This window comes from Duganella sp. Dugasp78, assembly GCF_059491455.1.
The window spans coordinates 2,394,424-2,406,728 of record NZ_CP168506.1; the positions used below are offsets into that span (position 1 = coordinate 2,394,424).

Annotated in this window: 10 protein-coding genes, 2 tRNA genes and 1 rRNA gene; 4 read left to right on the top strand and 9 right to left on the bottom strand. The window is 62.6% G+C overall.

From position 1 onward, the window contains the following. Positions 1-125 precede the first annotated feature (125 nt). Positions 126-1,421, top strand: coding sequence for an EAL and HDOD domain-containing protein (locus ACEN9O_RS10545; RefSeq protein WP_495617505.1), 1,296 nt, complete (start codon positions 126-128; stop codon positions 1,419-1,421). Between the two features lie 109 nt (positions 1,422-1,530). Here the strand turns inward: ACEN9O_RS10545 and ACEN9O_RS10550 are convergent, their stop codons facing one another. From ACEN9O_RS10550 to ACEN9O_RS10590, 9 genes are all read right to left on the bottom strand, one after another. Further along, entirely contained in the window at positions 1,531-2,676 is a 1,146-nt protein-coding gene (locus ACEN9O_RS10550) for a D-alanyl-D-alanine carboxypeptidase family protein (protein WP_495617506.1), read from the bottom strand. A gap of 48 nt (positions 2,677-2,724) precedes the next feature. After that, on the bottom strand, positions 2,725-3,390 hold the full coding sequence (locus ACEN9O_RS10555; protein ID WP_495617507.1) for an alpha/beta hydrolase: 666 nt from the start codon (positions 3,388-3,390) through the stop codon (positions 2,725-2,727). Positions 3,391-3,396: 6 nt separating this feature from the next. Beyond that, positions 3,397-3,714 carry a (2Fe-2S) ferredoxin domain-containing protein gene (locus ACEN9O_RS10560; protein WP_495617508.1) on the bottom strand — a complete coding sequence of 106 codons (318 nt, stop codon included), beginning with the start codon at positions 3,712-3,714 and terminating at the stop codon, positions 3,397-3,399. 41 nt (positions 3,715-3,755) lie between these two features. Next, positions 3,756-4,910 carry a VanZ family protein gene (locus ACEN9O_RS10565; protein ID WP_495617509.1) on the bottom strand — a complete coding sequence of 385 codons (1,155 nt, stop codon included), beginning with the start codon at positions 4,908-4,910 and terminating at the stop codon, positions 3,756-3,758. A gap of 2 nt (positions 4,911-4,912) precedes the next feature. Beyond that, positions 4,913-5,515: an ABC-type transport auxiliary lipoprotein family protein gene (locus tag ACEN9O_RS10570; RefSeq protein WP_495617510.1), complete on the bottom strand. Its 603-nt coding sequence runs from the start codon at positions 5,513-5,515 to the stop codon at positions 4,913-4,915. Between the two features lie 11 nt (positions 5,516-5,526). Further along, the gene (locus tag ACEN9O_RS10575) at positions 5,527-6,465 is read right to left on the bottom strand and encodes an MlaD family protein (RefSeq protein WP_495617511.1); all 939 of its coding nucleotides are present in this window, start codon (positions 6,463-6,465) and stop codon (positions 5,527-5,529) included. Beyond that, positions 6,465-7,322: an ABC transporter ATP-binding protein gene (locus tag ACEN9O_RS10580; RefSeq protein ID WP_495617512.1), complete on the bottom strand. Its 858-nt coding sequence runs from the start codon at positions 7,320-7,322 to the stop codon at positions 6,465-6,467. Before ACEN9O_RS10580 ends, ACEN9O_RS10575 begins: the two co-directional genes overlap by 1 nt. Next, positions 7,322-8,449, bottom strand: coding sequence for an MlaE family ABC transporter permease (locus tag ACEN9O_RS10585; protein ID WP_495617513.1), 1,128 nt, complete (start codon positions 8,447-8,449; stop codon positions 7,322-7,324). The genes ACEN9O_RS10580 and ACEN9O_RS10585 overlap by 1 nt, the downstream gene beginning before the upstream one ends. 126 nt (positions 8,450-8,575) lie before the next feature. Continuing rightward, complete coding sequence (locus ACEN9O_RS10590; protein WP_495617514.1) at positions 8,576-10,048, bottom strand: B12-binding domain-containing radical SAM protein; 1,473 nt, start codon at positions 10,046-10,048, stop codon at positions 8,576-8,578. A 431-nt stretch (positions 10,049-10,479) separates the two neighbouring features. On the opposite strand from ACEN9O_RS10590, the gene ACEN9O_RS10595 reads away from it, so the two are divergent. From ACEN9O_RS10595 to ACEN9O_RS10605, 3 genes are all read left to right on the top strand, one after another. Then, positions 10,480-12,006, top strand: a 16S ribosomal RNA gene (locus tag ACEN9O_RS10595). Between the two features lie 76 nt (positions 12,007-12,082). Next, positions 12,083-12,159, top strand: a tRNA-Ile gene (locus ACEN9O_RS10600). An 11-nt stretch (positions 12,160-12,170) separates the two neighbouring features. Then, positions 12,171-12,246, top strand: a tRNA-Ala gene (locus ACEN9O_RS10605). The last annotated feature ends 59 nt before the right edge of the window (positions 12,247-12,305 follow it).

The window sequence follows — 12,305 nt, forward strand, 5'->3', positions numbered from 1 at the left end:
CAATGAATTTTTGGGCAGGCGGCGTTTTTCGCCCGGTGTTTCATTGTATGATCGAAATTAAACATATGGTGATGGAGGGTAAGCAAGTGGGCTTCTTATCATTTCTCAAAACCAAACCGGAACCCGTGCCTGCGCCGGTTGCCGCGCCCGCCAAGGCGGCGCCAGCGCCCGCCCCGGCGGCTGATCCTGAGGGCGATCCCGAGGCGATCGTGGTGCGCGCCGAGATCGTCGACGAGCGCCACCGCCTGTGCGGCTATCGTTTTTCCGTGCCCCTCGGCGGCAACCGCGTGCCGCTGCCCGAGCCGGTGCTGATCGAGACCCTGGTCGCGGCGCGCCTGCCGCAGTTTGCCCAGAACCGCATCGCGCTGGTGCAGCTGAGCATGGACGCGGTGGTCTTCAACCGCCATGCGCCGCTGGTGGCGCCGCATACCGTTTTCATGCTCGACCGCAAGGGTGTCAGCCTGCCGGTGGAGCAGATCGCCGGCCGCATGACGGCGCTGCGCGAGACCGGCTGCAAGGTGGCGCTGCGCGGCGTGTCGCTGGATCCGGCCGACGCGCCGCTGCTGGCGGTGTGCGATATCGCCATGTTGTCGCTGGGCGAGCATACGCTGGCCGATTTCCAGTCCCTGATCAAGCAGTTGCGCATGCGCTATCCCGACATGAAGCTGGCGGTCGACGGCGTCGAATCGTGGGACGAGCAGCGCATGTGCCTGTCGTGGGGCTGCAATTATTTCATGGGCCACTTCCTGACCACCAGCGACAAGGTGGACCCGGACGCCAAGGTCGACCAGAGCCGCATGACCTCGATCGAGCTGCTCAACCTGCTGCGCACCGATGCCGAACTGCCGGCCCTGATCGAGGTGGCCAAGCGCGATCCCGGCATGACCTACCAGGTGCTGCAATGGGCCAACGCGCCGAGCAACGGCCAGACCACCAAGGTGACCAGCCTGCAGCAGGCCTTCATGGTGCTGGGACGGAATCAGTTGTATCGGGGCTTGACGGTGTCGATGTTCCGCCTGGGCGGCGGCGCCAACCAGGCGCGCGACGAATCGCTGCTGGAAGTGGCGCTGACGCGCGCGCGTTTCCTGGAGACGTGCAGCAAGCTGCCGCAGGCCCAGCGCGACGAGCTGTTCCTGGTGGGCTTGCTGTCGCTGTTCGATGTCCTGCTGGGTGTGCCGATGGCCAACCTGGTCGACAAGATGCACCTGTCGGACGATATCCGCGATGTGTTGCTGAACAGTGAAGGGGTCTACGGGCCGTATCTGACGATCGTGCTGCTGCTAGAGCGCGACAAGGTCGAGCGGGCGCTGGAGATCGCCGAGAAGGCGGGATTGGATATGGATGGCCTGGGCATGGTCGGCCAGGCGGCCTTCAAGTGGGCGCAGGAGTCGATGCAGCACACCCACGCCAACGACGATTAAGTCATTCCCACGAAAGTGGGAATCCATGCTGAGCGGCGGAATACGCTGCCTATGGAGGGAATTCAGGCAATGCCTGGATTCCCTCCTGCGCGGGAATGGCGTGCGGGGTTTATTTCAGCCAGAGGCGGATCGAATCCCAGGCGCGGCCGAAGATCGAGGCCTGGTCGACGGTTTCCAGCGCCACCACCGGCAGTTCCAGCAGCGGCTTGCCGTCCACCATCATCTTCAGCGAACCGACGCGGCTGTTCTCGGCCAGCGGCGCGACCAGCGGGTCCTTGCGTTCCAGCAGCGGCTTCATCTTGGCGGCCACGCCCTTCGGCACCGTCACCAGCACGTCGTTGGCGAAGCCGATCTTGACCGCGCCCTTGGAACCCTTCCAGATTTCCGGCGTGGCGATGGCCTGGCCCTTGGAGTACAGCTTGACCGTGTCGAAGTTCTGGAAGCCCCAGTTCAGCAGCTTCTGGCTCTCCTGCGTGCGCGACTGGTCGGACGAGGTGCCCAGCACCACCGACACCAGGCGGCGCTCGCCGGCGCCGTTAGGACGGTGCGCCGAGGCGATCATGCAGTAGCCGGCCGCTTCGGTGTGGCCGGTCTTCATGCCGTCCACGGTCGGGTCCAGCCACAGCAGGCGGTTGCGGTTGGGCTGGGTGATCTTGTTGTAGGTGAAGCTCTTGACCGAGTCGATCTTGTAGAACTCCGGGAAGTCCAGGATCACGCGCTTGGCCAGCACCGACAGGTCTTGCGCGGTCGAGTAGTTCTCTGCGCTTGGCAGGCCGTGCGGGTTGGCGAAGTGGGTGTTGGTCAGGCCCATGCGCTGGGCTTCCTTGTTCATCATCACCACGAAGGCGGACTCGTCGCCGGCGACCGCCTCGGCCAGCGCCACGGCGGCGTCGTTACCGGACTGCACCATCAGGCCGTACAGCAGGTCGTTGATGCTGACCGGCGTGGCCGGATCGATGAACATCTTGGAGCTGCTCGAATCGACCTTCCAGGCCTTGGTGGAGACGTTGACCATCTGTTTCAGGTCAATTTTCTTGTCGCGCAGCGCGCCGAAGGTGACGTAGGCCGTCATGATCTTGGTCAGCGAGGCCGGCTCGATGCGGGCGTTCGGGTCTTGCGAGGCGATGATCTGGCCGCTGGTGGCGTCCAGCAGCAGCCAGGATTTGGCGGCGATGGTCGGCGGCGGCAGGGTTTGCGCCACGGCGGCGGACATCAACATCACACTGGTGGCCAGTGCCGCGATAATTTTTTTCATGGGTTGCTTTGTTCGGTGAAAAGTTAAAGGCGTAGGGATTATAGGCCGTTAGTCGGCGCTTGCGGAGTCCGTTTCCGTCTCGGCAACATCGGTGCCGCGGTGCCACAGCTGCGTCACCCAGCTCTTGATGTGCTGGAGTTTGCGGTGGAAGAAATGGTCGGCGCCGGGGATCACGATGACTGGAATGTCCTGCGGGCGCAGCCAGTCCAGCACGTCGATCAGCGGGATGGTGTCGTCGTTTTCGCCGTGGATCAGGATGGTGTCGGCCGGGATGGCGGCCATGTCCCATTTCTTGGCGGCGGCGCCGACCAGCACCAGGCGCTCGGCCGGCGTGCCGGCGGCGGCCAGGCGCTGCGCCAGCTGCGACTGCACGAAGGTGCCGAACGAGAAGCCCGACAGCGCCACCGGCAGGCCGGGATACTTGGCCGTCATCCAGGCATGCAGCATGGCCATGTCGTCGGTCTCGCCGTGGCCGTGGTCATGCACGCCCTCCGAGGCGCCGACGCCGCGGAAGTTGATGCGCGCCACCACGTAGCCCAGGTTGACGAAGGTGCGCGCCAGGGTGACGGCGACCTTGTTGTCCATGGTGCCGCCGTACAGCGGATGCGGATGGGCCACCAGCGCGACGCCGCGCGGCGCGGCCTTCGGGTAGTCGAGGATGCCTTCCATTTGGCCGGCGCCGCCGGCCAGGGTGAATTTTTCGTTCTTGTTCATAGCTCTTCAGATTTTGAGACGGTCGACAACCTTGCCCTGCACCAGGTGGGTGTCGATGATTTCATCGATATCGCTGGTGTCGACATAGGTGTACCAGGTGCCTTCGGGATAGACCACCAGCACCGGGCCTTCGTCGCAGCGGTCCAGGCAGCCCGCCTGGTTGATGCGGACCTGGCCCTGGCCGTTGATGTTGAGTTCCTTGCAGCGCTTCTTGGCGTGCTTTTGCGCGCTTTCCGCGCCGTGGTCGCCGCAGCTGTTGCGGCCGTCGTCACGCTTGTTCATGCAGAAGAAGACGTGGTGTTTGAAATAGGGAGTGTCGCTCATCGCTGTGTCTCGGGGAAAGTGGTAGCCGCTATGATACCCGTTCAGGGCTTATTGAGCTTGTGTGACGGCAGCCACAGGAACCAGACCGCGAAGAAGGGCCACAGCAGGGTCAGGAACTGCGCCGCGCCGTTGAAGTTGAGGAACTTGCCCTGCACCCAGGTCTGCAGGGTGGCGACGAAATACGGATTGGCCGGGGTGGTGTTGACGATCACCAGGCTCAGCAACAGCGTGGTCGCCGCCAGCCGCCGCTGCGCCACGTGCGGCGCGAAGGTCAGGCCGGCCAGCATGATGGCGCCGATCAGGAAGCCGCCCTCGGCGCCCGGCGTGACCCAGACGAAGGCGTTCTCCGGCGAGAACAGCAGCGCCGTCGCCAGCGCCTTGACGACGACGGCGGCGGCGATCATGGCGGACACCAGCAGGCCGCGCGGGGCCGGCTTGCGCAGCAGGCACAGCAGCGTGAGCGCCGCGCCCACCATGCCGCAGGCGGTGATGATGGTTTCGGACAGCCAGTATTGCTCCACCGTCAGGATGGCGTCCGGCCGCACGTAGCTGGCCAGGTCGATCTCGGTGTCGAGCAGCTGCGACAGCCATTCCGACAGGATGGGCAGCAGCTGGCCCAGGCCGAACAAAAAGCTTTGCGGGTACATCTGCGCCAGCGGCCACAGCGCCAGCAGCACCAGGCCCTGGCTGGCGTGCGGCGCGAACCAGGCCTGGCGCAGGCGCTGCAGCTGGCTGCGGTCCAGCAGGCGGCGTACGGTCAGCACGCCGATCACGGCGCCCAGCGCGCAGCCGGCGGCGTTGGTGTAGAAGTCCAGGTTGGAGGAGACGCGGCTGGGCAGGTAGGTCTGCACGCCTTCCATCAGGCCGGAGATCAGCACGCCGCCGGCGGTGGCCATCAGCCAGGCGGCGACGCCCTTGAAGCGCGGGTACAGCGCGTAGACGATCAGCGTCCCCAGCGGCATGTAGCCGATCACGTTGGTGATGGCGTCGAACTTGGTCCAGTAGCGCGGCATGCTGGTGTTTTCCAGGAAGATCAGCGGCGACAATCCCTGGTTGTGCCAGCCCGAGAACGGGAACCAGCTGGCGTAGACGATCAGCAGCACATAGGCCAGCAGCGCCGCCCGCGTGAACGGCGACGGCTTGCTGGCCGGCTCCGGCGCTGGCGGAGGCGGCGTGACGGTGGTGGTCTCGGTCATTCCTACTGCGACGGCAGCGCCGTCAGCCATGCCAGCACATCGGCGGTGACGGCGTCGGTGGCGGCGGCCAGCGCCTGGGCGCCGCCGGCCGCGTCCGGGGTCGGGGCCGCGTTGCTGCGGCTGAAGGTCTTCTGGTCCACCAGCTTGTGGTTGCGGAACAGCGAGGCGCGCAGGCTGATGGTGCCGGTGCTGCTGGTGGCGCTGTCGAAGTTCTGCGCGAAGTCGTCGACCTCCATGCGCAGCACGGTGGGGCTGGCGGCGGCGTCGGTGGTCGACAGCACCTTGACGCCGGCCTGCGCGATGCGCGCCTTCATGCGCTGGGTCATCAGCTGGAACGGCGTGGCGGTCCACTGGTTGTAGGCGTAGGGGCGCGACTGGCGCGCGTCCGAGTACAGCAGGCGGTAGTGCATGCGTTCCGTGTCCAGCGCGGCCGGGCCGACGATATCGGCCACGATGACCGAGTCGATGGCGGCGCGGGCCGGCGCTGGGGCTGGCGGCAGCGGGCCGAAATCGTATTGCGCGGTCGACTGGCCCTTGCTGGCGCAGGCGCCCAGCAGTACACCGATGGCGGCGACGAGGATGGCGTTGCGGATGGCGGTAGTCATCTCAGTGATCCTTATTTGGACGAGGCGGAAAAGCCTTCTTCGCCGGGGCCCGGCGGCGTGCCGGGGGCGCCGAAGATCAGGCTTTGCGGACGGTCGTTAATCTTGTTCATGGTCTTGCGCAGCGCGCGCATCGAGGCCTTGGTGTCGTCGGACAGCGAGTTCACTTGCGGCAGCGTGTCGAGTTCTATGCCGCCGGCCACTGCTTCCACCGAGCCGCCGATGCGGTCCGCTGTGGCGGCGATGCGGGCGATCGGGCCGTCCGGCGCCTGCAGGGTTTTCACCAGGCGGTCGGAATCGTTGGCCAGCGTGTTGAAGGAGTTCAGCGTGCGCTGCGTTTGTTCGGTCAGCGCCGGCAGCTTGGCGATGGTCGGCTCCAGCTTGGCCGGCAGCTCGCGGTAGGCGTTGGCGGTGGCGCTGACGTCGGAGAAGGCGCTGAGGATGGTCTTCTGGTTTTCAGGGCTGAGCAGGTTGTTGAGCTTGCGCGTGACTTCCTCGGACTGGGTCAGGATTTCCTTGCCGCGTTTTTCCAGCTGGTCGAAGAAGCCGGCGCGCAGCGGAATGCGGGCCGGGTTGTCGCTGTTGGTCGCCAGCAGCGGCGAGCCGACCTTGTCGTCGTCGAGCTGGATGAAGGCGATACCGGTCACGCCCTGGTAGCCCAGCGTGGCGAAGGTGGTCCTGGTGATCGGCGCGTCGGTGTTGATGTTGAGGGTGACGAGGATCTGGCCGGCCACCTTGGGATCGAAGGCGATGCCGCCGACCTTGCCCACTTCCAGGCCGCGGTAGCGCACCGGCGCCTGCGGGTTCAGGCCCGGCACCGATTGCGCGGTGGCGATCACGTAGGGAACGCGTTCGACGCGGTCGCGGTTGAACCACAGGCCGAACAGGATGGCGGCGATCAGCAGCGTGAGCGTGAAGAAGCCGGTGGTGAGTGCGTGGGATCTGTTTTCCATCAGTGGGACTCCGTATTGGTTTTCTCGTCCAGCGCTTCCAGCGCGCGGCGGCCGCGGTCGCCGAGGAAGAACTCCTTGATGAACGGGTGGTCGATTTTCAGCAGGTCGCGCAGCGGGCCTAGCGCGATCACGTGTTTTTCGGCCAGCACGGCGATGCGGGTCGACAGCGCGAACAGCGTGTCGAGATCGTGGGTGACCATGACCACCGTCAGCCCCAGTTCGCGGTGCAGCGATTTGATCAGCGAGACGAAGGCTTCGGACAAGTCGGGATCGAGGCCGGCGGTCGGCTCGTCGAGGAACAGCAGCTTGGGTTCGAGCGCCAGCGCGCGCGCCAGCGCCACCCGCTTGACCATGCCGCCGGACAGGTCGGACGGCATCTTGTTGGCGTGCTCGGGGCCCAGGCCCACCATGTTCATCTTCAGCAGCACGGCGTCGCGGATCAGGTCTTCGGGCAGCGTGTGCAGCTCGCGCATCGGCTGGGCGATGTTGTCGAACACCGTCAGCGCGGAATACAGCGCGCCCTGCTGGAACAACATGCCCCAGTGATTGCGCAGCTGTTGCAACTGCTCGGAGTCGATGTCGGTGATGTCCTCGCCGAACACGCGCACGCAGCCGCGCGCCGGCGTTTCAAGGCCCAGCATCTGGCGCAGCAGGGTGGTCTTGCCGGTGCCGGAGCCGCCGACGATGGACAGGATCTCGCCCTGTTCGATCTCGAGGTTCAGATCCTGGTGGACCACGGTGCGGCCGTACTTGGTCCACAGGCCGGTGATCTCGACGATCGGCACGCTGCCGTCCAGCGTCAGTTCGCCGGTGCCGGGGCCGCAGGCTTTTTCGGGGACGAGTGCTTGATTGGCCATCAGAACCCCACGCCGCTGAAGACGATTGCGAACACGGCGTCGGCCAGGATCACCGCGGTGATCGCCGTGACCACCGAGGTGGTGGTGCCGCGCCCAAGGCTTTCGGTGTTCGGCTTGATGCGCAGGCCGAAGTGGCAGGACACCAGCGCGATCAGGATGCCGAACACCACGCCTTTGCCCAGGCCTATCATGTAGTTCGCCAGCGGTACCGCGTCCGGCAGCTTGAGGACGAAGTATTGCGGCGACAGATTCAGTTCGACCTTGGCCGATACCATGCCGCCCAACAGCGCGATGGTGTCGGTCCAGATCACCAGCAGCGGCATGGCGATGGCCAGGGCCAGCACCTTGGGCATGATCAGGCGGAAGCCGTGCGAGATGCCCATGACCAGCATGGCGTCGAGTTCCTCGGTCACGCGCATCACGCCCAGCTGCGCGGTGATGGAGGAGCCGGAACGGCCGGCCACCAGGATCGCCGCCAGCAGCGGGCCCAGTTCGCGGATGATGCTCATGCCGAGCAGGTTGACCAGGAAGATGTCGCCGCCGAAGTTGCGCAGCTGTTGTGCCGAGAGGTAGGAGAACACCACGCCGATCAGGAAGCCGACCAGCGCCGTGATGCCCAGCGCCTGGAAGCCGGCGTGGAAAATATTCGCGGAGATTTCCTTCCACGGGCCGCGCATGGGCGCGCGCAGGAAGCGCCAGAATTCCTGTACCACCTGGCCGATCAACGCGATCAGCGCGATCATGTGTTCGACAAACAGCAGCATCGCGAAGCCGAGCTTCATCACCCACGTCAGGCGCTGCGCGCGGGCGCGCGGCAGTTCGAGCTTGCCGGTGGTTTCGAGGCGGCTGAAGAATTCTTCCTGGCCGGGCGCCAGTTGCAGTTCGGCCGGGCGGGTCTTGCCCCAGGCGTTCCACAGCAGTTGGGCGCCGATGTGGTCCATGCTGTCGATCGCCGTCAAATCCCATTTGACGTTGTCGGCCTTGAGGGTCTTGATCAGCGCCGTGATGGTGGCCATGGTCTTGCCCTGGGCCAGCGCGTGCACTTGCCAGGTGCCGCCCGCAGCGACCGAAGGCCCCTTGGCAGCGCCGGGATTGAGAGTGAGTGTGGGCTCTTTGGCAATAGGCATTTCGTCAGTTTAAGGGAGTTTCGCCCCGGCCGCTACCAATGGATGCACCCAAGCCGACCCGCAAGGCCAGGCAGGGTCGGACCCCGCCGGGGTCCGACCCTTGGTGCCGGTTTGCGGGGTATCGCCTCAAGCGGCCAGTCTCCGGGCCTGCCGCTTGGGCGCCGGCGTCTCGACGGCTTTCGGCTTGGCGCCCGCATAATCGCTGGCCAGCAGCGTTTCGGCGGCGTCCTTGTCCATGCCCTGGGTTTGCAGGTATTTGCACACCATCGCCACCAGGCGCTCCAGCGCGATGCGGTGAGTGGCGTCGGTATTGGCATACAACCAGTCGGCAAACGCCATGAAGCGGCCGAAGGCGTCGTCGCCCAGCAGCACCGGCAGCGTGTGAGCGAAGCGGCCGGAGTTGGCCACCAGGTCCCAGTAGCGCGCGAAGCGCACCAGGCGCTGCATGGTCGGGAAGTCGATGTCGCGGTTGGCGAGGATGGTGTACGGCGCGTACGGCTCGAATACCAGTCCGTATTCCTGCGTGTGGCGGATGATGGGCGTGCCGCGCAGGCGCTTGAGGATGCCGAACTGGATCTCGTGCGGATTCAGGGCCCACAGCTTATTGAAGCCTTCGGCGAAGCTCTCCACCGTTTCGCCGGGCAGGCCGGCGATCAGGTCCACATGCATGTGGGCGTTGGAGTGGTCGGTCAGCCAGCGGATGTTGTCGGCGGCTTTCTGGTTGTCCTGCTTGCGGCTGACCAGTGTCTGCACCGCCGGGTTGAAGCTCTGGATGCCGATCTCGAATTGCAGCGCGCCGTGCGGGAATTTGCTGATGCCTTCTTTCAGTGCGTCGGGCAGATGGTCCGGCACCAGCTCGAAGTGGGCGTAGACCGGATCGTCCGGATTGGCTTCCAGCTTATCGAGGAAGAACTGCATGATCTTCAGGCTGGTCTTGATATTCAGGTTGAAGGTGCGGTCGACGAACTTGAACAGCCGCGCGCCGCGCGCGTGCAGCGACTCCATCTCGGCCAGGAAGTGATCGAGTGCGAATGGCCACGCGGTCTTGTCCAGCGCGGACAGGCAGAATTCGCATTTGAATGGGCAGCCGCGCGAGGCTTCCACGTAGATGGTGCGGTTCTTGATGTCGTCGTCGGTGTAGAGCGAGTAGGGCAGCTTGATCTCGGCCATCGGTGGCTGCACGCCGGCGTGGATCTTCATCAGCGGCTTGGGGCCGTGGAGGATCTCGCCGCACAGCTTGGGGAAGGTGACGTCGCCCCAGCCGGTGATCAGGTAGTCGGCCAGCTTGACGATTTCCTGTTCGTTCGACTCATAGGATACTTCCGGTCCGCCCAGCACCACCATCACGTGCGGCGCCACGCGCTTGAGCATCGCGACGACCTTGGTGGTTTCTTCGACGTTCCATATATAGATGCCGAAGCCGACGATCCGCGGCGCGTGCGCCAGGATGCGTTCGACGATCTCGGTGGTCTTGGCGCCGATGACGAATTCCTGCAAGCGGGTCTGCTCCTGCAGCTCTCCCATATTTGCCAATAGATAGCGCAGTCCCAGCGAGGCGTGGGTGTAGCGGGCGTTGAGAGTGGTGAGCAGAATGGACATGACGTGCTTATGTTTCGGTGAAACCGCTATTTTACCCTTGCCAGTGTGGTTGGCCTTTGCTATAGTTCGCCTCCCCGCAAAACGCAGCATGTAAATGCAGCGAAGAGTGGATGCAGCGAAGAGTGGAGAAAAAGATGGTTGACGAAAACAGCGAAACGCTTCATAATCTTCCTTCTTCGCAACTGACAAACACAACGCTTTGTCAACGGTTGCAAGCAGTACCGAATTGAAGTTCTTTAAAAATTAACAGTCGATAAGTGTGGACGTTTGATGAAAGTGCACACGCTGCTTCGGTAGCGTGAAACTTAAAATATCAAATGTTCACAAGAAGTAATGAAATAGGCGCTATGAAAATAGTGGCCTGTCAGTATTTTGAGTGAGCGACCCGTCAGCAATGACGGTGCTACGAAAGTAGCAAATAAACAGAGATTAAACTGAAGAGTTTGATCCTGGCTCAGATTGAACGCTGGCGGCATGCCTTACACATGCAAGTCGAACGGCAGCGCGGGGCAACCTGGCGGCGAGTGGCGAACGGGTGAGTAATATATCGGAACGTACCCTGGAGTGGGGGATAACGTAGCGAAAGTTACGCTAATACCGCATACGATCTAAGGATGAAAGCAGGGGACCGCAAGGCCTTGTGCTCCTGGAGCGGCCGATATCTGATTAGCTAGTTGGTAGGGTAAAAGCCTACCAAGGCATCGATCAGTAGCTGGTCTGAGAGGACGACCAGCCACACTGGAACTGAGACACGGTCCAGACTCCTACGGGAGGCAGCAGTGGGGAATTTTGGACAATGGGCGCAAGCCTGATCCAGCAATGCCGCGTGAGTGAAGAAGGCCTTCGGGTTGTAAAGCTCTTTTGTCAGGGAAGAAACGGTGGGGGCTAATATCCCCTGCTAATGACGGTACCTGAAGAATAAGCACCGGCTAACTACGTGCCAGCAGCCGCGGTAATACGTAGGGTGCAAGCGTTAATCGGAATTACTGGGCGTAAAGCGTGCGCAGGCGGTTTTGTAAGTCTGTCGTGAAATCCCCGGGCTCAACCTGGGAATGGCGATGGAGACTGCAAGGCTAGAGTTTGGCAGAGGGGGGTAGAATTCCACGTGTAGCAGTGAAATGCGTAGATATGTGGAGGAACACCGATGGCGAAGGCAGCCCCTGGGTCAAAACTGACGCTCATGCACGAAAGCGTGGGGAGCAAACAGGATTAGATACCCTGGTAGTCCACGCCCTAAACGATGTCTACTAGTTGTCGGGTCTTAATTGACTTGGTAACGCAGCTAACGCGTGAAGTAGACCGCCTGGGGAGTACGGTCGCAAGATTAAAACTCAAAGGAATTGACGGGGACCCGCACAAGCGGTGGATGATGTGGATTAATTCGATGCAACGCGAAAAACCTTACCTACCCTTGACATGGCTGGAATCCCTGAGAGATTGGGGAGTGCTCGAAAGAGAACCAGTACACAGGTGCTGCATGGCTGTCGTCAGCTCGTGTCGTGAGATGTTGGGTTAAGTCCCGCAACGAGCGCAACCCTTGTCATTAGTTGCTACGAAAGGGCACTCTAATGAGACTGCCGGTGACAAACCGGAGGAAGGTGGGGATGACGTCAAGTCCTCATGGCCCTTATGGGTAGGGCTTCACACGTCATACAATGGTACATACAGAGGGCCGCCAACCCGCGAGGGGAGCTAATCCCAGAAAGTGTATCGTAGTCCGGATTGTAGTCTGCAACTCGACTGCATGAAGTTGGAATCGCTAGTAATCGCGGATCAGCATGTCGCGGTGAATACGTTCCCGGGTCTTGTACACACCGCCCGTCACACCATGGGAGCGGGTTTTACCAGAAGTAGGTAGCTTAACCGCAAGGAGGGCGCTTACCACGGTAGGATTCGTGACTGGGGTGAAGTCGTAACAAGGTAGCCGTATCGGAAGGTGCGGCTGGATCACCTCCTTTCTAGAGTAGCACTGGTCTTCGGACTACTCATCAAGCGTTCACACTTATCGACTGTCAATATTAAAGAACAGCATTTGGGGCTGTAGCTCAGCTGGTTAGAGCACCGTGTTGATAACGCGGGGGTCGTTGGTTCGAGTCCAACCAGCCCTACCAGTCTTACCCATGGGGGATTAGCTCAGCTGGGAGAGCACCTGCTTTGCAAGCAGGGGGTCGTCGGTTCGATCCCGTCATCCTCCACCAAAAGTTCAAACGTAAGCATAGATGCTTAGGTTTGGTCTTTTAGAGATCAAGTGCTGTAC